The following is a 24,175-nucleotide window of genomic DNA, read 5'->3' on the forward strand; positions in this document are numbered from 1 at the left end:
TGAAACGAGCAAAGCGATGTCGCAGGGCAGCCTTGGCGGCCCTGCTTCAAGAAGTTTGTCAGAAAAACGGCAATGATAACCTGAACCAAACCTTAGGCATGCCGCAAGTATGGCGCAGGTTTTTGTCCAAGAAGATGCCAGGTTCCGATCAAGCCCAAAATAATCGTGACCGCGAACGCAGAAATCGCAATCGAGACGATTGTCAACCAGGGAACCACGAAATCGAGTCGCATGATCTCGACAACCACAAAGCGCGCGCCGATTGCTCCGCATAACAGGCCGAAAACAGCCGCGATGGCGCCGAGGGCTGCGTATTCGACGAGCAGTGCCTTCAGCAGTGTCGACCGTGTCGCACCGAGCGTTTTGAGGATGACGCCCTCCTGTTGCCGGGTGCGGGCCGTGGCGGCAAGCGCGCCGGCCAGGACGAGGATGCTGGCGACGAGCGCGATTCCCGACGAGGCCCGGATGGCGAGGGCCAGTTGCGAAACGATCTGCTCGACGGCGTTGATCGCATCCCGGACCCGCACCGACGAGATCGCCGGGAACCCCTGCGCCACCTTCCGGGTCAGCTCGATCTCCGCCTTCGGATCAGCGCCCGCTGCCGGCGTCAGCGTCGAGAGGAACGTGTAGGGCGCGCCCTGGAACGTGTTTGGCGAAAAGACGAGAATGAAGTTGATGCCGAGGCGCTGCCAGCGGATCTCACGCAAATTGGCGATCTCCGCCGTGATGCGGCGTCCCAGCACGTTGACGGTGATTTTGTCCCCGACCTTGAGGCCAAGCCCTTCGGCAATATCACGCCCGAACGAGACCAGCGGCGGGCCGCGGTAATCCTCGGGCCACCAGCGCCCGGAGACGATCTCGGAACCTTCCGGCGGCTTGGCGGAATAGGTGATGCCCCGGTCACCGTCGAGCACCCAGGAGACACGCTCCGCCGCCTTGTATTCCGATGCGGGCGTCCCGTTGATCTCGATGATGCGGCCACGCAATTGCGGCACCCGTTCGATCGTCGCGCCGGGTTGCTCCTTTGCGAGGAAATCCGCGAAACGATTCATGTCGCGCGCGGGAATGTCGATGAAGAAGAAGGACGGCGAGCTTCCCGGCAGGGTCGAACGAAACTGCCGGCCGAGATTGATGTCGATCAGCGTCAGGGCAACCAGCAGGGTCAGGCCGAGGCCAAGGGAGAGCAGGACCGAAGGCGTCAGGCTGCCAGGCCGGTGCAGGTTGGCGAGCGCCATCCGCAGGATCGGGTTGCGCGGCCGCGGCGCGATCTTGGCCAGACGCATGACGAGCCATGCGATGATCCTGAGCATGATGATCGAGGCAACGGCTGCAACAAGATAGATCGTGGCGATCCGCCGCTCCGAGGCGAAGAGGATGGCCAGCGCCCCGAAACCCGTCGTCGCGGCCGCCAGCAATGCCAGATCGAAAAGGCTCGGCCGGAACCGCGCGATCCCGAACGAATCCCGGAAGAGCGCCGAGGCCGCGACAGCCTTGCCCCGTGCCAGCGGCAGGATCGAGAAGGTCAGGGCAGCCACCAGCCCGTAAGCGAGGCCGAGCAGCAATTCCTCCCCGTAGACGCCCGGCGCGAGCGGATAGGGCAGAAGATGGCCGAAAGCGAGAATTGCGAACGCCGGCAGCGCGGTTCCGACGACGAGCCCAAGCAGGGTCCCGATGAGCGCGAAGGCCATGACCTGCGCAAGCGAGGACAGGAAGACAAAGGAGCGGGTGGCGCCGAGACTCTTCAGCGTGGCAATCCGCATCACCTGCCGGGAGGCAAAGGCACGCGCGGCATTGGCCACGCCAACACCGCCGATCAGCAGCGCCGTCAATCCGACAAGGGTCAGGAACTGGGTGAAGCGGTCGACCTGCCGCTGCAATTGCGGCGAGGCCCGAAGGCGGGTCGTCACCTGCCAGCCGGCATCCGGCACCGCGGCGGCGATGCCATCGACAGCCTCCTGCAGTTGCGCTTCGCTGGAGGTCGGCCCGAGGTCGAGCCGGTAGGAGAAGCGGGTCAGCGAGCCGGGCTGGATCAGGCCGGTGCGGTCAAGCGCCGCCCGGCTCATGATAACGCGCGGGCCGAAGCCAAGCCCGCCGGAAAGCTTGTCCGGCTCACTGGTCAGCAGGGCGGCAATGCGGAACGTCTGGGTGCCCAGCCGGACCCGGTCTCCGAGGGCGATATTGAGCCGGCCCGTCAGGACGGGATCGGCGACCAGCCCCGGCAGGCCGGCGGCATCGGGCGCCAGCAACATGCCGAGAGCACGGTTTTCGGGGCCATCGGCGCCTGCAAGCTCGAGTTGCCCGGCCAGCGGATAGGCATCATCGACAGCCTTGATCTCGACCAGCGCGCTTTCGCCCGCCTCGCTGACGGCCATGGCGCGCGACTGGGTGAGCTCGGCCAGCCTGCCGAACCGGCCGATGGCGGCCTTCTCGGCCGGCGTCGCTTCCCGCTGGATCAGCGTGAAGGCCGCATCGGCCCCGAGGATGACGCGGCCTTCTCGCGACAACCCTTCATTGAGCGCACGCGACAGCGAGACTACCGCGACGATGGCGCCGACACCGAGTGCGATACACGCGATGAGGATGCCGAAATGACGGAGGGAATGCGGGATTTCACGCGCGACAAGGCGCAGGATCAGGCGAGCCGAACCGGACATGATCACTCCGCCAGAGCCGGTGCGCGTTCTTCGACAATCTTGCCTGCCTTGAGCCGGACAATCCGGTCGCAGCGTTCGGCAAGGCCGAGATCATGGGTCACCAGAAGCAGGGTCGTGCCGCGGTCGCGCTTGAGCGCGAAGAGCAGGTCGACGATCTCGCGGCCAGTGCCCTCGTCGAGATTGCCGGTCGGCTCGTCGGCGACGAGGATGGCCGGCCGGGGTGAAAGAGCCCGCGCCAGAGCCACGCGCTGCTGCTCGCCCCCCGAAAGCTGGCCGGGATAATGGTCGAGGCGCTGGCCAAGCCCGACCGAGGCCAGTTCGGCAGCGGCCTTGTCGAAGGCCTCGCGGTCACCGGCCAGTTCCAGCGGGACAGCCACATTCTCGAGCGCGGTCATGGTGGGAATCAGGTGGAAGGCCTGGAAGACGATGCCGATCCGCCGGCCGCGAAACTGCGCCAGCCGGTCTTCGCTCAGGCGGGTGATCTCCTCGCCGGCAATCGTGACGCTGCCCGAATCCGGACGTTCGAGCCCGGCCGCTGTCATCAGCAACGTCGACTTGCCGGAGCCCGACGGCCCGACAAGACCGATCGCCTCGCCCTGTGCCACCGAAAGCGACACACCGCGCAGGATATGCACGCGGGAGGCGCCTTCCCCGAGGCTGAGATCCACGTCGCGCATCGCGATGGCGGGCGGCGTCGCTGCCGGCTCGAGGCGTTCGGGCTTGTCCTGGAGAAGGGGAGATAACATCTTGCAAGGGTCCGTCTGCGAAAAAGGGTTGAGCCCAATGTGGGAAGGAACATGGCTTTTGTCAGGAGATACGCAGTGAGAATGGCGTTCGGTTCTCTTTCCGCCGCGTGGCGGGCCGGCCTGTTGCTGCTGGGCCTTGCCACGGCCATGGCTGCAGATCCGTCGGATGCAGCAGCCCGCACGCTGCGGCTCGTAGCCTTTGGCGACAGCCTTTCAGCCGGCTACCAGTTGGCCCAGAACGACGCATTCCCCAGCCGGCTGGAGGCCGCTCTCAAGGCACGCGGTCACAATGTAGTGATCGAGAATGCCAGCGTGTCAGGCGATACCGCCAGCGGTGGGCTCGAACGTCTTGACTGGGGCGTCGCCGAGGATACCGATCTCGTGATCCTCGAACTTGGCGCGAATGATGCTCTCCGCGGCATCGATCCGCGCATCACAGAGCAGGCGCTCGACGAGATCATCACCAAACTCCGGTCGCGGAACATCCAGGTCCTGCTTGCCGGGATGATGGCGCCCCGGAATAATGGCCCGGATTACGTGGCAGCCTTCGATGCAATCTATCCGCGCCTCGCTGAAAGGCACGGCATCCCGCTTTACCCCTTCTTCCTTGACGGGGTGCAGGGTCGGGCGGATCTCAACCTCGCCGATGGCATCCATCCCAACCCGTCCGGCGTGCGCGTGATTGTCGAGCGGATCCTGCCCGTTGTGGAGAAGACCCTCGCTGCCCTGCCCGCGCGCTGAAACAGGTCCGCCCGGGCGAATCGGCTTGCCAAGCGCGCCCCGCTTCTCTACCGGCAGGAAAAACCGGTGCAGGACCTGCGGGGAGGATGACATGGCACGGCTTGAACTCTGGAAGGATCCTTGGCCGCTTGATGTGCGGCAGTGCCCCTGTGACGTGCATTTCACGTCCTACCTCAAGGAGCAGGGGCTCGCCGGGCAGACAATCTTCCATTTCGGCACCGGCGATCACCACCATGTCGGGCTGCAGGCCCCGGCCAGCGACAATGCCGTGATCGGCATCACCGCCACCGAGCCGGAATACCGCTCCTATATCCGGCTTGTGACGGAGAACCCGCATCTGGGTAAATACTACAAGGTCCTCTACAGCGACATTTACCAGATCAACGTCCGACTTCTGCCGGCTTTCGACATCGTGACCTTGTTCCATCTCTGCGAGTTCTGGTCGGAGAACAATGCCGCCTTCGCCGCCCTCGACGACAAGGGTGTCCTCGGCGCCCTGACGGCCCTCGTGCGGCCGGGCGGGCTGGTGCTCTTCTATACCGGTTCCTTCGCCTATGACGCGGCTTCGCGGCTGATCCCGGACTGGGCTGCGCGGACCGGGTTCACGGAAGAGCCGGGCTATGAGACCCTCCGGATTTTCCGCAAGCCAAAGGCATAATTTCGCTGGCGAAATAAAGACCTGCGGGACGAGGATTCCGAAGAGGCTTTTCTTTACCGAAATCGTGTTACCGTGACCTCGGATGCGTGATTCGAGGGGGAACGGTCATGCCTCGTCTCTTTGTCGGTCTCGAGTTGCCGGAAGGTGTTGCGTCCCTGTTGTCGGGGCTCCGCTGGGGCCTTCCGGGTGCCCGATGGGTTGACCCGTCGGATTACCACCTCACCCTCCGTTTCATCGGTGATATCGATCGGCGTTTCGCCCGGGACATCGAGGATGAACTGGCCGAGATCGGCCGGGAATCCGTTCCCGTAGCCCTGACGGGCCTTGGCGTGTTCGGAGGGGACAAGCCGCATACACTTTATGCGAGTGTGGCGCCCAACCGGGCCCTGATCGAGCTTCAGGCCGAGAGCGAGCGCTGCCTGCGGCGCCTCGGCCTCAAGCCGGAACCTCGGAAATTCACACCACATGTCACCCTCGCGCGTCTCCGCGCAGCCTCGGTGCTGGATGTCGCGGATTATCTGGCTGCCCACGCGCCCTTCCCGCCCTGCCGCTTTACCGCCGAGCATTTTTCGCTCTTTTCCGCCCGTGAAACCTTCGGCGGCGGGCCCTATATCGTTGAGGCGGCCTACCCTCTCCAGTGAGGACGGGCCGGCCACCGACAGGAGCGAATGCGATGGCCAAATCCCTGACCGATGCCGAGCGCGGCAACGCCCTCGCCGAACTGGCCGCGTGGCAGCTCGAGAGCGGCGGCAAGGCAATCGTGCGAACCTATCGCTTCCCCGGCTTCCGCGCCGCCTTCGGCTTCATGACAGAAGCGGCAATCGAGGCCGAAAAGCTCGATCACCATCCCGAATGGTCGAATGTCTATCGCGAGGTGAAGGTCCGGCTCACCACGCATGATGCCGGTGGCCTGACCGCACTCGACATCGAACTTGCCCGGCGGATGGAAGCCATCGCCGCCGGACGCCTGGCCGCCTGAACACCACTCATTTCGGCGCGAGGCGGATCGTCCCGTCGAGGCGGATCGACGTGCCGTTGAGATAGTCGTTCCGGCAGATGCTCTCGACGAGGCTGGCATATTCCGCCGGGTTGCCGAGCCGCTGCGGGAACGGCACCTGCTGCGCCAGCGACTTGCGGTACTCTTCCGAGATCTGGTCGAACATCGGGGTATGGAAGATCCCCGGCATGATCGACATGACGCGGATCCCGTGGGAAGCGAGGTCGCGGGCAATCGGCAGGGTCATGCCGGCGACACCGCCCTTGGAGGCGGAATAGGCGGCCTGGCCGATCTGCCCGTCCTCCGCCGCCACGGAAGCCGTGCTGACAATCACCCCGCGCCCGCCATCGGCATCAAGCGGTTCGAGCCCGGCCATGGCGACCGAACATTGCGCGATCATCCGGAAGGAGCCGATCAGGTTGATCGAGATTACCTTGGTGAAGCTGCCGAGATCATGCGCGACAAGGGCGCCGGTCTCGCGGTCCCTGCTGACAGTGCGCCGTCCGGCGACAATCCCGGCGCAATTGACGAGGATGCGCTCGACTCCATGCCGGCCACGGACCTGGGCGAGCGCCTCGGCGACGGAGGCATCATCCGTCACGTCGCAGCGCGCGAAAACGCCGCCGATTTCCGCCGCAACCTTTTCGCCCCGCTCGGGATTGAGATCGAGCACGCCGACCCGGACGCCGAAGCTGGCGAGATGGCGGGCCGTGGCCTCGCCGAGGCCGGACGCGCTGCCGGTGACGATGGCGGCGATTGAAGAATCGAGGCGCATGGGCATATTCCTTCCTGATCTGGGGCGGATTAGGCTCAAACCCTGCGTTTCGCAAGAATGGTCGGCCGCTCGCCTTCATTGTGTTGCCTCATTTCCAAGAAACGCTGATGAAAATCGAGGTAGGCATGGAAAATTTTTGGCAGACCCCCTTTTCCAAGAGCGAAATGGACGCAGCTCGCCGCGCCCTGCGCGACGAGGAGGATATGCTCCAGCGCATGCGCGAGAAGCTGCGCCGGTTGGCGCGGCAATTGCCGTTCGCCGAGGATCTGCTGGCAGCCTATTTCTGCGTCCGGGACCCGGCCACCCCACCCCGCATCCGCTGGATTCTCCTGCTCGCTCTCGCCTATTTCGTGCTGCCGGTGGACACGGTGCCGGATGTCCTGCCGGTTCTAGGCTTCACCGATGACGCCGCCGTGCTCGCGACGGCCCTCGCTTCGGTGCGGGGCGCCTTGAAGCCGGAACATCGCGCAAGGGCCCGCGAGACGCTCGATCGGGAGCAAGACTGAGCGAACCCCGCGCTCAACGCGATTCAGAAATGCCACCGGCCTCGAGCGCGCGGCGCAGCCGCGTGAAGGCCAGCCTCAACCGGGATTTCACGGTCCCGAGCGGCAGGGAGGTTCGTTCGGCGATCTGCGAATGCGACAATCCCTCATAGAAGGCCAGCAGGACAAGGTCGCGCTGCTCGACCGGGAGACCGGTGATCAGAGACCGCACGATGTCGTCACGCTGCTGGCCATCGATTTCAGACTCGAACCGCCGCTCCTCGGGGATGTCGAGAATGGCCGGTGATTGCGGATCGACGTAATCGGTGCGGCTGCGGCGCGACAGGTCGATCCGGCGGTTCCGGGCGACCCGGTAAAGCCACGTGGCCAGCGAGGATTTCTCGGCGTCGAACAGCTCTGCCTTGCGCCAGAGCGTGATCATCACATCCTGCGCAATCTCTTCCGCACCGCCGGAATCAAGCCCCAGCCGGATGAGATACGCCTCGAGACGGGGCGTGAAGTAATCGAAGATCTCTGTGAAGGCCGCCTTGTCCCGCCGCTCGGCAACGGCACGCATCAGCAAGGCCCAATGATCGGCGGCCGGCACGCAGAATCCTCGATTCCCCTTGGTCTGGGCAACGGTGTAACGCTCCGGTGCCGAACAAACAACCACATAGGGCCGGGTTTCCCGCCGGCTACCCGATCCCGGGCCGTTTTGCCGCGCTGCGGGAGGCAAGAACGTTTGTCGTTGCCCGGACTTTGCGCTAAGGGAAGCCGGATCGGGCTTCGAAGTTCATGCCCTATTCACGCCATATCAGGCATTTAGCGGACCGGAACCGTGGAATCGCTCTCGGCCTTGCGCCATCCGGAGCGCAGGATCCGGCACAAGGCAACCGTAGAGGGAGACGTCACGAACGATGAAGACCTTCGTTTCGAGACAGGGTTTGGTCGGGCCGCGCATGGCAGCGGTATGGGCCAGCCTCGCTATGTGCATGGTGGCTACCGGCGCCCTGGCTCAGGCCAATCGCCCCGCTGCCGCCCCGGCCAATCGCCCTGCGGCGAATGCGGCACCGGCCGGTGGCGCCCAGACTTTCCTGATCGGCACCTTCAACGACTGGCGGGCTCTGACAACGGGCAAGGACAAGCAGAAGATGTGCTACGCCTTGTCCGAGCCGAAGGAACGCCTGCCCAAGGCCCTGAAGCGCGATCCCGGCTATCTCTTCATTTCCACCAGGGCCGCCGATGGCGCCCGCAACGAGGTGGCCTTCAAGCTTGGCTTTACGGCCAAGAACGGCCAGGACGGTAGCTTGAGCATCGGAACGGCCACCTTTGCCCTTGTAACTTCGGGCGAAAGCGCGTTCCTCAAGAACCCGGCCCAGGAAGCCCAGCTCATCGAGCAGATGAAGCGGGCACAGAACATCTCGATCAAGGTGGCCTCGGCCCGCGGCAATGAAACGACCGACCGCTATTCCATGAACGGCTTCGCCCGCGCCATCGAGGCTGTGGCGAAAGAATGCCCCTGATCGGCCCGTCATGACCGAAGCCGCACTCCCCGACGCCGAGGCCAGTCCCGCGCCCATCCTTCCCCTTGCCGGGGACCGTCCGACGTTTGTCGGCCTGTCGCGCGAAAGGCTGGCTGCGCTGCTGGAACAGGCCGGAGTTCCGGAAAAGGAACGCCGGATGCGCCTGTCGCAGCTCTGGCACTGGATCTATGTCCGCGGCGCGCAGGAATTCGGCGACATGACCAATGTCGCCCGGCAGCTCCAGACCCACCTCGTGCAGCACGCCACGCTGGCCAGGCCGGAAATCGTGCGGGAACAGGTCTCGGCCGACGGAACCCGCAAATGGGTCCTGCGCCTGCCGCCGCGTGGCGTGGGAGACCGGGGCGCCGAGGTTGAATGCGTTTATATTCCCGAGCGCGATCGAGGCACGCTCTGCGTTTCCAGCCAGGTTGGCTGCACGCTCAACTGTTCGTTCTGCCATACGGGCACGCAGAAGCTGGTGCGCAATCTCGAAGCCTGGGAGATCGTGGCGCAGGTCATGGTCGCCCGGGACCGTCTCGGCGATTATCCCGGCAGGACGCCGCCGGAAGGCGCCTTCGTGCCGAAGGATGGCGGCCGCTTCGTCTCGAACATCGTCTTCATGGGCATGGGCGAGCCCCTGTACAACTACGCCAATGTCCGGGAGGCGATCGGCGTCCTGACCGATCCGCAGGGCCTGCAGCTGTCGCGGCGGAAAATCACCGTCTCGACTTCGGGCGTCGTGCCGGACATTGCCCCGCTCGGTGCGGAAACCGGCGCCATGCTGGCCATCTCGCTCCACGCAACCAACGACGCACTGCGCGACGAGCTGGTGCCGATCAACCGGAAATACCCGATCGCCGATCTGCTTGAGGCCTGCCGCACCTATCCCGGCGTCTCGAATGCCCGCCGCATCACTTTCGAGTATGTGATGCTGAAAGGCGTGAATGACAGCCTTTCCGAAGCGCGCGCCATGGTGCGGATGCTGCGCGGCATCCATGCCAAGATCAACCTGATCCCGTTCAATCCGTGGCCGGGCACGCAATACGAATGCTCCGACTGGGCGCAGATCGAACGGTTTTCGGAAGTGATCTTCGATGCCGGCTATGCCTCGCCGATCCGGACGCCGCGCGGGCGCGACATCCTCGCCGCCTGCGGCCAGCTCAAGAGCGACACCGAGAAAATGCGGGCGCGGGCACGGCTGATGCTCGAGGAACAGCTGGCCCTCGGCACGGATTGAACGGGTCGCGTTTCACCAAGCCTTAGAGTTAATCCGAATTAGGTATGGATCCGCAGTCGGGAATTGGCGGATAGCAAGCATTTGGCGAAAACTCGTGACTTACGCTGCTTCCAAAGAAAGAGTTGGGAGCGTGTCATGAATATGCTTGGCCGCGCAATCGCGAGGTTTCTCGAAAAGCCACTGGCAGGATACAAGCCCGCCACGTCGCCTGATTTCGACGTGTTGCGCTCGGTGCTGAAGCCGACGGATGTTCTGCTGGTCGAAGGCAATAACCGCGTCTCATCCGTCATCAAGTATCTCACGCAGTCCACCTGGTCGCATTCGGCGATCTATGTCGGTGATTGCCTTGGCAAGGCCGAACCCGACGGCGAGCCCCATGTGCTGATCGAAGCCGAGATGTCGCACGGCGTGATTACGGCGCCGCTGTCGAAGTACCGCGACTGGCATATCCGCATCTGCCGCCCTGTGGCGCTCAAGATCGAGGATCAGGACAGGGTAATCGCCTTTCTCCGGGCCCGGATCGGGCATGAATACGACATCAAGAACGTGCTCGACCTTGCGCGCTTCCTGATCCCGCTGCCGATCCCGACCCGCTATCGCCGCCGGATGCTGGCGCTCGGCTCGGGCGACCCGTCGCGCGCGATCTGCTCGACATTGATCGCCGAGGCCTTCCAGTCGGTCCGCTACCCGATCCTGGCGCGGGTGGAGAATACGGAAGAGCGCCGCAAGGTCCGGTCCCGCTATGCAAGGCGGGAAATCCTGCACATCCATCACCATTCGCTCTACGCACCGCGTGATTTCGACATCTCGCCGTATTTCTCCGTGGTCAAGCCGACGATCGAGGCCGGATTCGACTACAAGGCCCTGCGCTGGACACCGCGCTTCGCCGTGGCCCCGGCCAAGATCGTCAAGACATCGGCCGAAACCCGCCAGGCCGTGCCGATCCCCGCGCGGAGCTGACAAGGCGGGATCAACCCGACGATCCGGGAAGGGCTCGACCTTCCGGACCGATGCGCTACTGTGGGCGCATTGTCCCGGAGAGGTCTTCCATGCAGCGCGCACTTCGTTTCGGCCTTCTTCTTGCCGGTTCGCTCTCGTCGCTTTCCTTCCTTCCTGCCCTGGCGCCCGCCCAGACCGGCGTCCCAGCACCGGGACAGCCAATCCTTTCCGCGCAGAGCCGGATGTTGCCGGTTCTGGCCCGCAAGGGCATGGTTTCGAGCCAGGAACGGCAGGCCAGCCAGATCGGTCTTGAAATCCTCAAGGCCGGCGGCAATGCCATCGATGCCGCGGTCGCCACCGGTTTCGCTCTGGCTGTCACCCTGCCCCGGGCCGGCAATCTCGGCGGCGGCGGCTTCATGCTCGTGCATCTGGCAAAAACCGGCGAGACCATCGCCATCGATTACCGCGAAACCGCACCGGCCGGTTCGACCCGGGACATGTTTCTCGATTCGAAAGGCGAGCCGGACCCGAAAAAATCGCGGGATTCCGGGCTCTCCATCGGGGTGCCCGGCACCGTGCGCGGGCTGGCCCTGGCCCACGAGAAATACGGCTCGGGGCGCTTCACGCTGGCGGATCTGGTCGCACCGGCGGTCCGGCTGGCGCGCGAAGGCATCGCTGTCGAGGAGGATCTCGCCGATTCGCTGCCCGCCGCCGCGGCGCGACTGGGACGTTTCCCATCCTCCGCCGCGATCTTCCTGAAAGATGGCAAGCCGTTCCAGCGCGGCGACCGGCTCGTCCAGGCTGACCTCGCGACGACGCTGGAGGCAATCCGCCAGCAAGGGCCGGACGCATTCTATTCCGGCCGGATCGCCGCTTCTATCGCCCGCTCGGCACAGGCAGCAGGCGGAATCCTGACCGAGGCGGATCTGGCTGCTTACCGCCCGGTGCTCCGCCAGCCGGTTCGGGGCAGCTATCGCGGCCACGAGATCGTGTCGATGCCACCGCCTTCGTCGGGCGGGATTCACCTGATCCAGATCCTCAACATTCTCGAGGGCTTCGACCTCAAGGCGACCGGGCCCGGCAGCGCTTCCTCGCTCCACCTTCTGGCCGAGGCGATGAAACCGGCCTATGCCGACCGCGCGCATTTCCTTGGCGATCCGGATCGCGTCAAGGTTCCCGCCCGGGGCCTGACAGCCAAGGCCTATGCGGAAGGCCAGCGCGCTGCGATCCTGCCCGAACGCGCCCGCAAGGCCGAGGAGGTCGCGGCCGGCAATCCGCTGCCGCACGAACCGGACCAGACCACGCATTTCTCGGTGCTCGATTCCGAAGGCAATGCCGTATCGAACACCTACACGCTGAATTTCTCCTACGGGATGGCGATGGTGGCCGAGGGGACCGGCGTTTTGCTCAACAATGAAATGGATGATTTCTCGGCCCGGGCCGGCGCCCAGAATGCCTATGGTCTTGTCGGGAGCGATGCCAATTCCGTCTCGCCCGGCGCGCGGCCGCTTTCCTCGATGACGCCGACCTTCGTCTTCCGCGACGGCAAGCTGTTCCTCATCACCGGGTCGCCGGGCGGCAGCCGGATCATCACGACGGTCCTCCAGGTGATCGTGAATGTCATCGATCATGGGATGAACATCGCCGAGGCCGTGGCTTTCCCGCGAATCCATCATCAATGGCGGCCGGATGCGCTTGCCGTCGAGCATGGCCTCTCGCCAGACACGCTGCGCCTGCTGGCCGAGCGCGGCCATACGGTTCGTCCCGGCACGACGAGCGGCTCGGCCAACTCGATCCTGGTTTCGCGAGACGGCATTACCGGCGCCTCGGATCCACGCCAGCGCGGAACGGCAGCAATCGGCTATTGAGGCGGGGCCCGGAAAATCAGGCCTTCACGCCATCCACGCCCGCATAGCCGGCGCCAAGTACAATCCCCGGAGCCTCCAGCGTGCCGCTCTGCACGAGCAGGGCGAAGCCGTCAGCGCCGTCAATAGCGACCTGGCTCTCGCGGAGGATGCCGCGTGCTTCGGCACCGGCAACCGGGCCGAGATCAACCAGCGCCCGTGCGACATTGGCATAGGTGATCGACCGGCCGGAATTCTCGCCTTTGCCGATCTGCACCTGCTGGCGGGAAACGACGGGCACGAGAACAAGCCGGATATCGTTCGCCGGCTGCCCGAGCGCGATGCGATAGGCCCAGTCCTGCCCGTCACGTACCAGCGTGACCTTTGCGGCATTGGCTGCTGGCATGAGCTTGAGGCGCGAAATCGCCCGGCCATCCGATCCGACGCAATGGCCACGGCCGTTGACGATCGCCTGCGGGGTATAGACGCGCTTGCCGGCCACCATCGCCGCATAGGCGCGGTGGCGCTTGGTGAAAGCCGGCCTGGCCAGCGTGTCCCTCCAGCCGAGATAGTCCCAGATCTCGACCGGGTAGGTAATGGGCAGGGTCGTCGCGTGCCCGGCCAGTTCAACCATCAGCGCATCCGCCGGCGGGCAGGACGAGCAGCCCTGGCTGGTGAAGAGTTCAACGACCGAGAGCGACGTGGCACCGTTCTGTGCACGGCCAGTTGCCGGCGCCAGAAGGGCACCGAGGGCAAGGGCGGAAAAGCGACGGCGGCAGAGCGACATGAGACCCACAAGACCACAAGGATGTTGAGGAAGCACAAACACCCATTTGCCTTCAAGGACCAATCACAACCCGGTGTAGAAGTCGACCTCCGGGCTTTCCAGCATCTGCGCGCACCCGAAAGCGCGACCGGACGCACCGCAAGGGGCGCGTCCGGCAGGGTCGGAGCCGGCAGGAGGCCGGTCAGGCCGCGAGCTGTCGCAGCACGTAATGCAGGATGCCGCCGTTCTTGAAATACTCGATCTCGTCGAGCGTATCTATCCGGCAGATCAGCGGCAGGTCGAAGCTGGAGCCATCGGCACGGGTCACCTTGGCCACCACCTTCTGGCGCGGCTTGATGCTGGTCAGGCCGGGAATGTCGACGAGTTCATCGCCCTTCAGGCCCAAGGTTTGCCAGGACGTGCCTTCCTCGAACACGAAGGGCACGATCCCCATGCCGACGAGGTTCGAGCGATGGATGCGCTCGAAGCTCTGCGCGATCACGGCCTTGACGCCCAGCAGCGCCGTGCCCTTCGCCGCCCAGTCGCGGCTCGAACCGTTGCCGTATTCGACGCCGGCGAAAACAACCAGCGGCACGTTCTCCTGCTCGTAGCGCATCGCGGCATCGTAGATGAACATCTTCTCGCGCGACGGATAATGGATGGCATAGCCGCCTTCCGGGGTCGCGCCGGCATCATCCTTCACGGCGAAGTTCTTGATGCGGATATTGGCGAAGGTGCCGCGCATCATGACTTCATGATTGCCGCGCCGCGTGCCGTACTGGTTGAAATCCGCCGGGCGGACCTGCCGCTCGAGCAGATATCCGCCAGCCGGCGAGGCGGCCTTGATCGAACCGGCCGGCGAGATGTGGTCGGTCGTGATCTTGTCGCCGAACAGCGCAAGGATCCGGGCGCCCTTCACATCGGTGACCGGGACCGGCGTCTTGGTGATACCCTTGAAATAGGGTGGGTTCTGCACGTAGGTCGAACCGGAATTCCAGGCATAGGTGAGCCCGGTCGTGGTCTTCACGCCCTGCCAGCGCTTGTCGCCCTTGAACACATCGGCATATTTCGTCTCGAACAGCTCGCGCGTGACGTATTTCGCGATGTAGTCCTGGATGTCATGCGTCGTCGGCCAGATGTCGCGCAGGTAGACAGGCTTGCCATCCGAACCCTCGCCGAGCGGCTCCTTCGAGAGGTCCTTGGTCACCGAGCCGGCGAGGGCATAGGCGACGACCAGCGGCGGCGAGGCGAGGTAATTCGCCTGCACATCCGGCGATACACGGCCCTCGAAGTTGCGGTTGCCCGAGAGCACCGCCGCCGCGATCATGCCATTGTCGTTGATCGCCTTCGAGATTTCCGCCGGAAGCGGGCCCGAATTGCCGATGCAGGTGGTGCAGCCGAAGCCGACCAGGTTGAAACCAAGCCCGTCGAGATCCTTCTGGAGGCCGGCCTTCTCGAGATATTCGGCCACGACCTGCGAGCCCGGGGCGAGCGAGGTCTTGACCCAGGGCTTTGTTGTCAGCCCCTTGGCCAGCGCGTTCCGGGCAAGAAGGCCGGCCGCGATCAGCACACTCGGGTTGGAGGTGTTGGTGCAGGACGTGATCGCCGCGATCACCACGTCGCCATGGCTGATCGAGAAATTCTTGCCCTCGACCGGCGCCTTGCGGCCCTCGTCACCGGCTTTCTTGTATTCCCCGGCGAGAGCCGTGGCGAAGCCTGCCGCAACATCCGTCAGGGCAACGCGACCCTCGGGGCGCTTCGGGCCGGCCATGGACGGCAGCACGGTGGTGAGATCGAGGCTGAGCGTGTCGGTGAAGACCGGCGCCGGGGCGCCCTTCTCGCGGAACAGGCCCTGCGCCTTGCAATAGGCATCGACCAGAGCGATGCGATCCTTCTCGCGGCCGGTCATGGTGAGGTACTTCACCGTTTCCGCATCGCAGGGGAAGAAGCCGCAGGTCGCGCCGTATTCCGGGCCCATATTCGCGATGGTGGCGCGGTCGGCGAGGCTGAGCGTGTCGAGACCCGGGCCGAAGAATTCGACGAACTTCGAGACAACGCCCTTCTTGCGCAGCATCTGCGTCACGGTGAGCACGAGGTCAGTGGCGGTCACGCCCTCGTTGACCTTGCCCGTCAGCTCGAAGCCGATCACTTCCGGCAGCAGCATCGATTGCGGCTGGCCGAGCATCGCAGCTTCCGCCTCAATGCCACCGACGCCCCAGCCGAGAACGGCAAGGCCGTTGACCATGGTCGTATGGCTGTCCGTGCCGACCACGGTATCCGGATAGGCCAGCATGGAGCCATCGGTGTCGCGGCGGGTCCAGACGGTCTGGGCGAGATACTCCGTATTGACCTGGTGGCAGATGCCGGTGCCTGGCGGCACGACGCGGAAATTCGCGAAGGCGCCCTGGCCCCATTTCAGGAAGTTGTAGCGCTCCATGTTGCGCTCGTATTCGAGCTCGACATTCCGGTCGAAGGCCTTGGCCGAGCCGAATTCGTCGACAATCACCGAATGGTCGATCACGAGATCGACCGGAACCAGCGGGTTGATCTTGTTCGGATCACCGCCCAAAGCTTCCATCCCGTCACGCATCGCGGCGAGATCGACCACAGCCGGCACGCCGGTGAAATCCTGCATGAGCACGCGGGCCGGCCGGAACCCGATTTCCTTTTCCGCCTTGCCCTTGTTGTCGAGCCAGGCCGAAACAGCCTCGATATCGGCCTTGGTGACCGAACGGCCATCTTCGTGGCGGAGCAGGTTCTCGAGCAGAACCTTCATCGAATAGGGAAGCTTGCTCACTCCCGCGAGGCCGTTCTTCTCGGCATCCGGCAGGGAATAATAGGTGTAGGTCTTGCCATTGACCGTGAGCTGCTTGCGGCACTTGAAGCTGTCGAGCGACATCGGGCTGGAAATCCTTGAGTCAGGGTTCACGTTTCGGGGTGGCCGGGGGAGCCGTACCGACCTCGGGAACAAGGAGTTGGACCCTGATTCCGAGCGCGAATTTCGCGTGCGCCGCCCGGGTGTGCCCGGACCCCGCGCTTCAACCCGAGCGCGCGACGCAGCCATAAGCGCGTCTATAGATCATTTCTAAAAATCCCGCTACAGGCACGATGTTGATCTTTTGCGTAACCCCGGAACGTTTGGATTCGCCTTGGGCGACAGGAACATGGCCCCGCTTTCGACGCCCGGGAGGGTCCCGGCACCGGCCCTGGCCATCCGCGGCCTCGCTATGGCGCGGGGCTACCGGACCCTGTTCCGCGACCTCGATATCGACCTAGCGCCCGGGCAGGTGCTGCAACTGACGGGGCCGAACGGCACCGGAAAATCCACCCTGCTGCGCCTGATTGCCGGCTTTCTCAGGCCCGATGCCGGCACGATCCGCTGGTCGCCCTTGCCGGAAGACGCCACGCCCGGTGAATGCCTGCACTACAGCGGCCATCACGAGGGACTGCGTGACGGTCTGACAGCGCATGACAATGTCGCCACAATGGCCAGCCTGCTGGGCGGCGACCCGGGCCGGGCCGAAGCAGCCCTCGTCGAGGTCGGAGCCGGGCCGCTCGCGGAATTGCCCGTCGAAGTCCTGTCCGCCGGGCAGCGCCGCCGCGTCGCGCTGGCGCGGCTTCTCGTCGCGCCCCGCCCGATCTGGCTGCTGGACGAGCCCTTCACCGCGCTCGACAATGATGGCCAGGCGCTTGTCCGCCGGCTCATTGCCACCCATGCGGAAGCCGGGGGGCTGGTGATCGCGGCAACCCACCAGCCGCTTGATCTGCCGGATATCCGCCATGTCTCGCTGGGAGGTCAGGCCTCATGAACGCCTGGACCGCCCTCCTCCTGCGGGATCTCCGGCTGGCCCGGCGCGTCGGCGCTGGCGCTGAACTCGGCCTCGTCTTCTTCCTCATCCTTGTCTCGCTCCTCCCCTTCGCGATCGGCGCAGACCAGCGTTTCATCAGCCGGATCGCGCCGGCCTTCCTCTGGCTGTCGGCCCTGCTGGCCACACTGCTCGGGCTGGACCGGCTGCTGCAGGCCGACGAAGAGGAGGGTGTGCTCGACCAGTTCCTGCTGAGCGGGACTCCGCTGGAACTGATCGTTCTGGCCAAGGCGCTGGCGCATTGGCTGGTCACCGGCCTCCCGCTCAGCCTTGCGGCGCCGCTGCTCGGCCTGATGCTGGCCATCGAACCGCAGGCCATGGCCCCGCTGGCGCTGTCGCTGCTCATTGGCACGCCGGCCCTGACGCTGATCGGCCTGATCGGTGCCGCCCTCACCGTCAGCCTAAAGCGCGGCGGCCTGCTGCTCTCCGTGCTGGTCTTGCCCCTGACGGTCCCGACCCTTATTTTCGGGGCAACGCTCGTGAAGGAAGCGGCCCTCGGCCGGCCCTACACGACCCCGATGATGCTGCTCGGCGGCATGACGCTGCTGATGCTCGTCATCGCACCGGTCAGCGCAGCCGCTGCCCTTCGCCATGCCCGGCAATAGAGAGCCTGCAATGAACGATGCCCGCCCCACTTCATGGCTCCAGCTTGCCAATCCCGCGGTCTTCAACCGCTGGGCCGACCGGCTGCTCGGGCCACTGGTGATCGTGACCCTCGGGCTCTTCGCCTACGGGCTCTACGGCACCTTCTTCCTCTCGCCGGCCGATTACCAGCAGGGCGATACGGTCCGGATCATGTATATCCATGTGCCTGCGGCCTGGCTGGCCCTGTTTGTCTATGCCGGCATGGTTTTCTCCGCCCTTGGCACGCTGGTCTTCCGCCATCCCATGGCCGATGTCGCGCAGAAGGCAGCCGCACCGCTCGGCGCTGCCTTCACCCTCGTTTGCCTGATCACCGGCTCGATCTGGGGCAAGCCGACCTGGGGCACCTGGTGGCAATGGGATGCCCGCATGACCTCGGTTCTGGTGTTGCTGCTGATCTATCTCGGCATCATGGCGCTCTGGCGCGCAGTCGATGATCCTTTGCGCGCCGCACGCGCCGTGGCCATCCTGACCCTCGTCGGCGCCGTGAATCTGCCGATCATCAAATTCTCCGTCGACTGGTGGTATACTCTGCACCAGCCGGCCTCGGTCTTCCGGCTGGATGGCCCCACGATCCATCCCTCCATGCTGAAGCCGCTGCTGATCATGGCCCTCGGCTATCTCGGGCTCTATCTCGTTCTGCTGCTGGTCCGCATGAAAACTGAACTCACCCTGCGCCGGATCGACCGGCTGCAGCGCCTGGCCGCCGGAATTCCGGGAGAACGCGCATGATCGATCCGGGCGCCCATGCCGGTTTCATTCTCGCCGCCTATGCTGCGACGGCGATCATCCTCGGCGGCGTGATTCTCGCCTCGTGGCTGTCGCTGCGCGCGGCGCGGGCCCGGCTCCAGCGGCTCGAAGCCCTGTTCCCCGACGGCGGAAAGCGACCCTCATGACGAAGCCTGCTCCGGCCACGCGACGCTGGATCTATTTCCTGCCACTCGCCATCTTCCTCGGCCTTGCCGGCGTCTTTGCCCTCCAGCTTTTCGCGGGCGATCCGTCGAAACTGCCCTCGGCCTTGATCGGCAAGCCGGTTCCGGTGACGGAACTTCCCGCCATCGAGGGGTCGGATATTCCGGGCCTGACCCCGGCCGCCTTCACCGGGAAGGGCGTCGCCGTGGTCAATGTCTTCGCCTCCTGGTGCGCACCCTGCCATCAGGAACACCCGCTGCTGATGGCCCTCGCCCGGGATACACGCTTCCCGATCTACGGCATCAACCAGAAGGACAATCCGGAGAATGCCCGGCGCTTCCTCGGGCGGCTCGGCAACCCCTATCGCGCGGTCGGCGCGGACAAGGATGGCCGGATATCGATCGAATGGGGCGTTTACGGCGTTCCGGAAACCTTCGTCGTCGCCGATGGCCGGATCGTCTTCAAACATGTCGGCCCGCTGACCGAGGAATCGATCCGGGCCCGCCTGCTGCCGGAAATCGAAAAGGCCCTGGCCGGGCAGCGCGGCTGACAGGCGCTCCAGCCGCCTCGCGTGTCAGTCGCGCTTGCCTTCCGGGTCGAAACCGTGCCGCATCATCATCGGCGTCTGGGCCAGCGTGAAGGCAATGGTCAGCGGCATCACGCCCCAGACCTTGAACGCCACCCAGAAATCGGTGGTTTGCGTACGCCAGACAATCTCGTTGATCGCAGCCAGGACGAAGAAGAACACACCCCAGCGGAAGGTCAGCTTGCGCCAGCCTTCTTCATCGAGCTGAAACACGCTGTCCAGCACATAGGGCAGCAGCGGCTTGCCGAAGGCGAGGCCGCCGAGAAGCACGGCGCCGAACAGGCAGTTCACGATGGTCGGCTTGAGCTTGATGAAGAGATCATCCTGCAGGAGCAGGGTCAGCCCGCCGAAGACCAGCACGACCGCACCGGAAACAAGCGGCATGATCGGAAGGCGGCGATGCAGCCACCATGCGGCCGCCAGCGAAACCGCCATGGCCACCATGAAGACCGCCGTCGCAATCAGGATCGGCGCCTTTTCCGCATTGATCACGGCAGGGCCGAAAACTGCACCGACAGGCCCGCGGAACCAGTCCGGACGTGAATTGGCGGCAAAGAACAGGACGAGCGGTCCCATTTCGAGCAGGAGCTTCAGCCAGGGATTGGCGGCGGATGAGGATTTGTCCATTCGGCTCGGATTTCGCTTTTCGACAGGGCAGGCAAGAGTTACGACACCAGTTACGACACCCTCGGGCCGCGCGAAAGTGCTTTCGCGCACCGGGATCCCTCGCATGCCGCCGGCCGGGGCTGCCTCCTGCGCCCGGCACGACACCAGCCTCTCTGGAGTTGCCCATGGCCCTTCCGGTTCCAACGCTCGCGCCGCGCCCCAGCCTTGCCGTTCTTGGCCTGCAGGAGCGCTTCCCCGTCCGCCGGGCCTTCTGCATCGGCCGCAACTATGCGGCCCATGCGCGGGAAATGGGCTTCGACCCGGATCGGGAGCCGCCCTTCTTCTTCATGAAGACCGCCGAGGCGATCGTTCCGGTAGAGCCTGGCCAGACGGCCGAGATCGTCTACCCCTCCGGTACGCGGGACTATCATCATGAGGCCGAGTTGATCGTGGCGATCGGCCGAGGCGGCCGCGACATTCCGGAATCGGAAGCGCTCCTGCATGTCTTCGGCTATGCTGTCGGCCTCGACATGACCCGCCGTGACCTGCAGGCCGAAGCCAAGAAGCTCGGCCGGCCATGGGAAATCGGAAAATCGGCGGATCAGTCCGGCCCGGTCGGCCCGATCACCCGGGGGGGCAACCTCGACATCAAGGGGCATATCCGCCTCGCGGTAAATGGCGCCATCCGGCAGGATTCAACGCTCGCCGCGATGATCTGGTCGATCCCCGAGCAGATCGCCATCATTTCCCGTTATTTCGAGCTCCATGCCGGTGACCTGATCTTCACCGGCACGCCTGAGGGCGTGGATGCGGTAATGCGCGGCGATACGATGGAGGTCTCGGTCGACGGGCTCGAGCGGATCCGCGTCGCGGTGGTCTGATCAGCCGGGCCGGGACTCGTCCTCGTCGAGCCCGGCGATCGCCCGCGCGAAATCACGCGCCTCGAAGGGCTCGAGATCCTCGACCCCCTCGCCGACGCCGATAAAATGGACCGGCAGACCGAATTTCTCCGCCAGGGCGACGAGAATCCCGCCCCGCGCCGTCCCGTCCAGCTTGGTCATGACGAGACCGGTCACGCCGGCAATCTGCCGGAACGCCTCGACCTGAGAGATCGCGTTCTGGCCGACAGTGGCATCCAGCACGAGCAGGCAGGCATGCGGGGCCTCGGGGTCGACCTTGCGGATCACGCGGACGATCTTGGCCAGCTCGTCCATCAACCCCTGCTTGTTCTGCAGGCGGCCCGCCGTATCGATGAGAACCACATCCCTCCCCTCGGCCCGGGCCTGGGTAAGAGCGTCGAAGGCAAGGCCAGCAGCGTCGCCGCCCTGCTCCCGGGCCATGAAGGCGGCTCCGGTTCGCTCGGACCAGACGCGAAGCTGGTCGATGGCAGCAGCGCGGAACGTATCGCCGGCCGCAAGCATGACGGAGCGACCTTCTGCCCGGAATTTCGCCGCCAGCTTGCCGATCGTGGTTGTCTTGCCGGAGCCGTTCACCCCGACCATGAGGATGACGAAGGGCTTGCGGCCGGCATCGATCACCAATGGCCGCGCCACCGGCTCGAGCACGGCTTCCACCTCCGCCGCCAGCGCGGCCTTGATGTCTTCCGGTGAGACCGTGCGATCGAAGCGGTCCTTGCCGATGGCCGATACAATCCGGGCCGAGACCTCGACGCCGAGATCGGCCTGGATGAGGATATCCTCGAGATCCTGCAACGTATCCGCATCGAGCTTGCGGGTCGTGAAGATGGCGGTGATGCCAGAGCCAAGCTGTGAGGCGGTCCGGCCGAGCCCGGCCCGCAGCCGTTTCCACCAGGAGAGTTTCGGCGCGGCCTCGGCTGCGGGCGCCACTTCCCGACCGAACAGCCGGCCGAAAAAGCCGGGCTTCTTGCTGTCCTCGCTCATGCGGTGCCCCTTCCGGCTTCAGGCGACCAATATGCCGCTCAGCGTGGACCCGTCATGCCCGGTGATCCGGACCTGCGCAAGCGTTCCCGGTTCGGCCATACCCTCGAACCGCACCAGCGTGAAATCATCCAGCCGGCCTGTTCCGGCTCGCTCGACAAGGATCGGCCCGACCCGTCCGACCGACCGAGCGAGATGCGCGGCCAGGGCCTGCGCGCCCTTTTCCCGCAGCCGGGCCGCGCGGTCCTTGATGGTCGCCTTGTCGAGTTGCGGCATGCGGGCGGCAGGCGTGCCCGGCCGCGGCGAATAGGGAAAGACATGCAGGAAGGTCAGGCCGCAGGCATCGACGAGGTCGAGCGAGTTTGCGAACATTGCCTCGGTCTCGGTCGGAAAACCCGCGATGATATCGGCGCCGAACAGGAAATCCGGCCGCTCGGCCCGCAATTCGGTGCAGAAGCGGATCGCATCCTCACGGGAATGCCGGCGCTTCATCCGCTTGAGGATGAGGTTGTCGCCCGCCTGCAGCGAGAGATGGAGATGTGGCATCAGCCGCGGCTCGGATTTCAGTAGCCTCACCAGCTTGTCATCCGCCTCGATGGAATCGATCGAGGAAATGCGCAGCCGTTCAAGCCCCGGACAATGCGCGAGGATCGCCTCGACAAGCGCGCCGAGTCGCGGCGTGCCGGGGAGGTCTGCGCCATAGGAGGTCAGGTCGACGCCGGTCAGCACCACCTCGCGATAGCCGCCGGCCAGCAGACGGCTGATCTGCGCCACCACCTCGCCCATTGGCACCGAGCGGGAATTCCCCCGTCCGAAAGGGATGATGCAGAAGGTGCAGCGATGATCGCATCCATTCTGCACCTGCACGAAGGCCCGTGCCCGCCCCTCAAATCCGTCGACGAGATGCCCCGCGGTTTCCCGGACGCTCATGATGTCGTTGACGCGGACCCTTTCGAGGGCATCGAGCCCGAAATCCGCCGGCTTCGGAGGCACGGAATCAACCCAGGTCTCGTCCTTCAGCTTGATGTCATTCCCGATGACCTGCGCCACTTCCGCCATTCCGGCGAAGGTTTCCGGCTCGGTCTGGGCGGCGCAGCCGGTCACGACGATCCGCGCGTCCGGCTTCTCTCGGTGAAGGCGGCGGATGGTCTGGCGGGCCTGCCGCACAGCTTCCGCGGTGACGGCGCAGGTATTGACGATCACGAGGTCCTCGTGCCCTGCCGCTCGGGCAGCCTTGCGCATCCCCTCGCTCTCGAAAGTATTGAGGCGGCAGCCGAGCGTGACGACCTCGACCGGCATGGTTCAGCCTCGCGCCGCAGCGAGCCAGGCGCCGTCAAGGGAGCCGGTGAAACTGGTGGCTGCAGGCCCGGTCATGATGACATGGCCCCTTGCATCACGGTCGATGCGCAACGTGCCGCCCGGCAGGCGGATTGAAACCGCTCCTTCCACCAGCCCGAGACGCCATACGGCCACGGCCACCGCGCAGGCGGCCGTGCCGCAGGCCAGCGTGATCCCGGCTGCCCGCTCCCAGACGCGGACCCGGAACCTGTTCGGCCCCTCGGCCGAGACGAGCGAGATATTCGCTTTCTCGGGAAACATCGGATCGGTTTCCAGTCGGGGTCCGATCGTTTCGAGTGGGAGCGCATCGGCATCGTCGACAAGGAAGATGCCATGCGGATTGCCCATATTGACCGCGCTGAACCAACCCGGCAGACGCGGATCGACAGCCGCGCCGTCGAAAGGCACGCGCAGGGTGTCAGGCCCGGAACCCGCCAGCGGGATCTCGCCCCAGCCGAGCAGCGGCAGGCCCATATCAACCGCAACCTCGGCGCCGAGAACCTGGCCGACGAGAATGCCGGCCCGGGTCTCGATCCGCACCGGGTCCTGCCCCTCCTCGGCATGGACGAGCGCCGCGATGCAGCGCGTGGCATTGCCGCAGGCACCGACCTCGCCGCCATCCGGGTTGAAGATGCGCATCCGGACATGGGCCTGCGGGGTATCCTCGAGCAGGATCAGCTGGTCGCAGCCGACGCCGAACCGGCGATCGGCGATGCGGGCGAGCTGGGGCTGCGTCAGCGCAAGGGGCCGCTTCCGTGCATCGATCACAACGAAATCATTGCCGAGCCCCTGCATTTTGCGGAAGGGCAAGCTTTCGGGGAGGGCGGCGGAACTGGTCATTGCGAGATCCTCTCCCATATGTGCCGCGAGGATTCTGCCGGCCGGACCAAAGAAGGACTTGTCTTGCCTTGGGCCTGCATGCAGATAGCGTTACAATAGGTCGTTATGCGTCGGGACGCGTGCCG

Annotated in this window: 24 protein-coding genes and 1 pseudogene; 15 read left to right on the top strand and 10 right to left on the bottom strand. The window is 65.1% G+C overall.

The features are described 5' to 3' along the window. Nucleotides 1-92: 92 nt before the first annotated feature. Nucleotides 93-2,654, bottom strand: coding sequence for an ABC transporter permease (locus P0652_RS12330; protein ID WP_284179131.1), 2,562 nt, complete (start codon nt 2,652-2,654; stop codon nt 93-95). Between the two features lie 2 nt (nt 2,655-2,656). Beyond that, entirely contained in the window at nt 2,657-3,331 is a 675-nt protein-coding gene (locus P0652_RS12335) for an ABC transporter ATP-binding protein (RefSeq protein ID WP_502947530.1), read from the bottom strand. A 150-nt stretch (nt 3,332-3,481) separates the two neighbouring features. On the opposite strand from P0652_RS12335, the gene P0652_RS12340 reads away from it, so the two are divergent. From P0652_RS12340 to P0652_RS12355, 4 genes are all read left to right on the top strand, one after another. Continuing rightward, entirely contained in the window at nt 3,482-4,141 is a 660-nt protein-coding gene (locus P0652_RS12340) for an arylesterase (RefSeq protein WP_284179133.1), read from the top strand. A 91-nt stretch (nt 4,142-4,232) separates the two neighbouring features. Beyond that, the gene (locus tag P0652_RS12345; RefSeq protein WP_284179134.1) at nt 4,233-4,799 is read left to right on the top strand and encodes a hypothetical protein; all 567 of its coding nucleotides are present in this window, start codon (nt 4,233-4,235) and stop codon (nt 4,797-4,799) included. A 107-nt stretch (nt 4,800-4,906) separates the two neighbouring features. Next, the gene (thpR, locus tag P0652_RS12350; protein ID WP_284179135.1) at nt 4,907-5,440 is read left to right on the top strand and encodes an RNA 2',3'-cyclic phosphodiesterase; all 534 of its coding nucleotides are present in this window, start codon (nt 4,907-4,909) and stop codon (nt 5,438-5,440) included. A 32-nt stretch (nt 5,441-5,472) separates the two neighbouring features. Continuing rightward, complete coding sequence (locus P0652_RS12355) at nt 5,473-5,778, top strand: 4a-hydroxytetrahydrobiopterin dehydratase (protein ID WP_284179136.1); 306 nt, start codon at nt 5,473-5,475, stop codon at nt 5,776-5,778. 7 nt (nt 5,779-5,785) lie between these two features. Here the strand turns inward: P0652_RS12355 and P0652_RS12360 are convergent, their stop codons facing one another. Continuing rightward, a complete protein-coding gene (locus tag P0652_RS12360) occupies nt 5,786-6,571 on the bottom strand; it encodes an SDR family NAD(P)-dependent oxidoreductase (protein WP_284179137.1) in 786 nt (261 codons plus the stop codon). Between the two features lie 164 nt (nt 6,572-6,735). Between P0652_RS12360 and P0652_RS12365 the strand changes: the two genes are divergently transcribed. After that, a complete protein-coding gene (locus P0652_RS12365) occupies nt 6,736-7,077 on the top strand; it encodes a YkvA family protein (RefSeq protein ID WP_284179138.1) in 342 nt (113 codons plus the stop codon). A 13-nt stretch (nt 7,078-7,090) separates the two neighbouring features. Here the strand turns inward: P0652_RS12365 and P0652_RS12370 are convergent, their stop codons facing one another. Next, nucleotides 7,091-7,630 (bottom strand): sigma-70 family RNA polymerase sigma factor, encoded by a 540-nt coding sequence (locus P0652_RS12370; RefSeq protein ID WP_284179538.1) that lies wholly within the window; start codon nt 7,628-7,630, stop codon nt 7,091-7,093. Nucleotides 7,631-7,970: 340 nt separating this feature from the next. On the opposite strand from P0652_RS12370, the gene P0652_RS12375 reads away from it, so the two are divergent. The 4 genes from P0652_RS12375 (at nt 7,971) to ggt (ending at nt 12,620) form a co-directional block, all read left to right on the top strand. Beyond that, nucleotides 7,971-8,576 (top strand): invasion associated locus B family protein, encoded by a 606-nt coding sequence (locus P0652_RS12375; RefSeq protein WP_284179141.1) that lies wholly within the window; start codon nt 7,971-7,973, stop codon nt 8,574-8,576. A 10-nt stretch (nt 8,577-8,586) separates the two neighbouring features. Further along, nucleotides 8,587-9,813 carry a dual-specificity RNA methyltransferase RlmN gene (rlmN, locus tag P0652_RS12380; RefSeq protein ID WP_284179142.1) on the top strand — a complete coding sequence of 409 codons (1,227 nt, stop codon included), beginning with the start codon at nt 8,587-8,589 and terminating at the stop codon, nt 9,811-9,813. Nucleotides 9,814-9,948: 135 nt separating this feature from the next. Continuing rightward, nucleotides 9,949-10,773, top strand: coding sequence for a C40 family peptidase (locus tag P0652_RS12385; RefSeq protein ID WP_284179143.1), 825 nt, complete (start codon nt 9,949-9,951; stop codon nt 10,771-10,773). Between the two features lie 89 nt (nt 10,774-10,862). Continuing rightward, complete coding sequence (gene ggt, locus P0652_RS12390; protein ID WP_284179144.1) at nt 10,863-12,620, top strand: gamma-glutamyltransferase; 1,758 nt, start codon at nt 10,863-10,865, stop codon at nt 12,618-12,620. Between the two features lie 16 nt (nt 12,621-12,636). Here ggt and P0652_RS12395 read toward each other — a convergent pair whose 3' ends face one another. Both P0652_RS12395 and acnA read right to left on the bottom strand, forming a co-directional pair. Further along, entirely contained in the window at nt 12,637-13,383 is a 747-nt protein-coding gene (locus P0652_RS12395) for a DUF1223 domain-containing protein (RefSeq protein ID WP_284179145.1), read from the bottom strand. Between the two features lie 181 nt (nt 13,384-13,564). After that, nucleotides 13,565-16,261 carry an aconitate hydratase AcnA gene (gene acnA / locus P0652_RS12400; protein WP_284179146.1) on the bottom strand — a complete coding sequence of 899 codons (2,697 nt, stop codon included), beginning with the start codon at nt 16,259-16,261 and terminating at the stop codon, nt 13,565-13,567. Nucleotides 16,262-16,526: 265 nt separating this feature from the next. Here acnA and ccmA point away from each other — a divergent pair, with 265 nt between their 5' ends. Genes ccmA through P0652_RS12425 form a run of 5 tightly spaced genes read left to right on the top strand, consistent with a single transcriptional unit; the run spans nt 16,527 to nt 19,332 of the window. Further along, nucleotides 16,527-17,171, top strand: coding sequence for a heme ABC exporter ATP-binding protein CcmA (ccmA, locus tag P0652_RS12405; RefSeq protein ID WP_284179147.1), 645 nt, complete (start codon nt 16,527-16,529; stop codon nt 17,169-17,171). Further along, the gene (ccmB, locus tag P0652_RS12410) at nt 17,168-17,833 is read left to right on the top strand and encodes a heme exporter protein CcmB (RefSeq protein ID WP_284179148.1); all 666 of its coding nucleotides are present in this window, start codon (nt 17,168-17,170) and stop codon (nt 17,831-17,833) included. The genes ccmA and ccmB overlap by 4 nt, the downstream gene beginning before the upstream one ends. A gap of 10 nt (nt 17,834-17,843) precedes the next feature. After that, nucleotides 17,844-18,602, top strand: a complete 759-nt coding sequence (locus tag P0652_RS12415) for a heme ABC transporter permease (protein ID WP_284179149.1) — start codon at nt 17,844-17,846, stop codon at nt 18,600-18,602. Continuing rightward, the gene (gene ccmD, locus P0652_RS12420) at nt 18,599-18,766 is read left to right on the top strand and encodes a heme exporter protein CcmD (RefSeq protein WP_284179150.1); all 168 of its coding nucleotides are present in this window, start codon (nt 18,599-18,601) and stop codon (nt 18,764-18,766) included. The genes P0652_RS12415 and ccmD overlap by 4 nt, the downstream gene beginning before the upstream one ends. Beyond that, nucleotides 18,763-19,332 (top strand): DsbE family thiol:disulfide interchange protein, encoded by a 570-nt coding sequence (locus tag P0652_RS12425; protein WP_284179151.1) that lies wholly within the window; start codon nt 18,763-18,765, stop codon nt 19,330-19,332. Before ccmD ends, P0652_RS12425 begins: the two co-directional genes overlap by 4 nt. Before the next feature lie 24 nt (nt 19,333-19,356). On the opposite strand, the gene P0652_RS12430 is transcribed toward P0652_RS12425, so the two are convergent. Further along, on the bottom strand, nt 19,357-19,995 hold the full coding sequence (locus P0652_RS12430) for a septation protein A (RefSeq protein WP_284179152.1): 639 nt from the start codon (nt 19,993-19,995) through the stop codon (nt 19,357-19,359). Between the two features lie 164 nt (nt 19,996-20,159). Here P0652_RS12430 and P0652_RS12435 point away from each other — a divergent pair, with 164 nt between their 5' ends. Next, complete coding sequence (locus P0652_RS12435; RefSeq protein ID WP_284179153.1) at nt 20,160-20,855, top strand: fumarylacetoacetate hydrolase family protein; 696 nt, start codon at nt 20,160-20,162, stop codon at nt 20,853-20,855. Here P0652_RS12435 and ftsY read toward each other — a convergent pair. The 3 genes and pseudogenes from ftsY to dapF all read right to left on the bottom strand — a co-directional run. Beyond that, nucleotides 20,856-21,821, bottom strand: a pseudogene (ftsY, locus tag P0652_RS12440) (signal recognition particle-docking protein FtsY); the annotation flags it as partial. A 72-nt stretch (nt 21,822-21,893) separates the two neighbouring features. After that, nucleotides 21,894-23,171 carry a tRNA (N(6)-L-threonylcarbamoyladenosine(37)-C(2))-methylthiotransferase MtaB gene (mtaB, locus tag P0652_RS12445; RefSeq protein WP_284179154.1) on the bottom strand — a complete coding sequence of 426 codons (1,278 nt, stop codon included), beginning with the start codon at nt 23,169-23,171 and terminating at the stop codon, nt 21,894-21,896. A gap of 3 nt (nt 23,172-23,174) precedes the next feature. Continuing rightward, on the bottom strand, nt 23,175-24,050 hold the full coding sequence (dapF, locus tag P0652_RS12450) for a diaminopimelate epimerase (protein ID WP_284179155.1): 876 nt from the start codon (nt 24,048-24,050) through the stop codon (nt 23,175-23,177). Between the last annotated feature and the right edge of the window lie 125 nt (nt 24,051-24,175).

Origin of the sequence: Rhabdaerophilum sp. SD176, assembly GCF_030143245.1 — a bacterium.
In the GTDB taxonomy this organism is placed as follows: Bacteria; Pseudomonadota; Alphaproteobacteria; order Rhizobiales; family Beijerinckiaceae; genus Rhabdaerophilum.

Excerpts from the sequence above, each read along its gene's own strand:
- P0652_RS12330 (WP_284179131.1), bottom strand. The coding sequence starts at position 2,654 with ATGTCCGGTTCGGCTCGCCTGATCCTGCGCCTTGTCGCGCGTGAAATC.
- P0652_RS12335 (WP_502947530.1), bottom strand. The coding sequence starts at position 3,331 with ATGCGCGACGTGGATCTCAGCCTCGGGGAAGGCGCCTCCCGCGTGCAT.
- P0652_RS12340 (WP_284179133.1), top strand. The coding sequence starts at position 3,482 with ATGGCGTTCGGTTCTCTTTCCGCCGCGTGGCGGGCCGGCCTGTTGCTG.
- P0652_RS12345 (WP_284179134.1), top strand. The coding sequence starts at position 4,233 with ATGGCACGGCTTGAACTCTGGAAGGATCCTTGGCCGCTTGATGTGCGG.
- thpR (WP_284179135.1), top strand. The coding sequence starts at position 4,907 with ATGCCTCGTCTCTTTGTCGGTCTCGAGTTGCCGGAAGGTGTTGCGTCC.
- P0652_RS12355 (WP_284179136.1), top strand. The coding sequence starts at position 5,473 with ATGGCCAAATCCCTGACCGATGCCGAGCGCGGCAACGCCCTCGCCGAA.
- P0652_RS12360 (WP_284179137.1), bottom strand. The coding sequence starts at position 6,571 with ATGCGCCTCGATTCTTCAATCGCCGCCATCGTCACCGGCAGCGCGTCC.
- P0652_RS12365 (WP_284179138.1), top strand. The coding sequence starts at position 6,736 with ATGGACGCAGCTCGCCGCGCCCTGCGCGACGAGGAGGATATGCTCCAG.
- P0652_RS12370 (WP_284179538.1), bottom strand. The coding sequence starts at position 7,630 with ATGCGTGCCGTTGCCGAGCGGCGGGACAAGGCGGCCTTCACAGAGATC.
- P0652_RS12375 (WP_284179141.1), top strand. The coding sequence starts at position 7,971 with ATGAAGACCTTCGTTTCGAGACAGGGTTTGGTCGGGCCGCGCATGGCA.
- rlmN (WP_284179142.1), top strand. The coding sequence starts at position 8,587 with ATGACCGAAGCCGCACTCCCCGACGCCGAGGCCAGTCCCGCGCCCATC.
- P0652_RS12385 (WP_284179143.1), top strand. The coding sequence starts at position 9,949 with ATGAATATGCTTGGCCGCGCAATCGCGAGGTTTCTCGAAAAGCCACTG.
- ggt (WP_284179144.1), top strand. The coding sequence starts at position 10,863 with ATGCAGCGCGCACTTCGTTTCGGCCTTCTTCTTGCCGGTTCGCTCTCG.
- P0652_RS12395 (WP_284179145.1), bottom strand. The coding sequence starts at position 13,383 with ATGTCGCTCTGCCGCCGTCGCTTTTCCGCCCTTGCCCTCGGTGCCCTT.
- acnA (WP_284179146.1), bottom strand. The coding sequence starts at position 16,261 with ATGTCGCTCGACAGCTTCAAGTGCCGCAAGCAGCTCACGGTCAATGGC.
- ccmA (WP_284179147.1), top strand. The coding sequence starts at position 16,527 with ATGGCCCCGCTTTCGACGCCCGGGAGGGTCCCGGCACCGGCCCTGGCC.
- ccmB (WP_284179148.1), top strand. The coding sequence starts at position 17,168 with ATGAACGCCTGGACCGCCCTCCTCCTGCGGGATCTCCGGCTGGCCCGG.
- P0652_RS12415 (WP_284179149.1), top strand. The coding sequence starts at position 17,844 with ATGAACGATGCCCGCCCCACTTCATGGCTCCAGCTTGCCAATCCCGCG.
- ccmD (WP_284179150.1), top strand. The coding sequence starts at position 18,599 with ATGATCGATCCGGGCGCCCATGCCGGTTTCATTCTCGCCGCCTATGCT.
- P0652_RS12425 (WP_284179151.1), top strand. The coding sequence starts at position 18,763 with ATGACGAAGCCTGCTCCGGCCACGCGACGCTGGATCTATTTCCTGCCA.
- P0652_RS12430 (WP_284179152.1), bottom strand. The coding sequence starts at position 19,995 with ATGGACAAATCCTCATCCGCCGCCAATCCCTGGCTGAAGCTCCTGCTC.
- P0652_RS12435 (WP_284179153.1), top strand. The coding sequence starts at position 20,160 with ATGGCCCTTCCGGTTCCAACGCTCGCGCCGCGCCCCAGCCTTGCCGTT.
- mtaB (WP_284179154.1), bottom strand. The coding sequence starts at position 23,171 with ATGCCGGTCGAGGTCGTCACGCTCGGCTGCCGCCTCAATACTTTCGAG.
- dapF (WP_284179155.1), bottom strand. The coding sequence starts at position 24,050 with ATGACCAGTTCCGCCGCCCTCCCCGAAAGCTTGCCCTTCCGCAAAATG.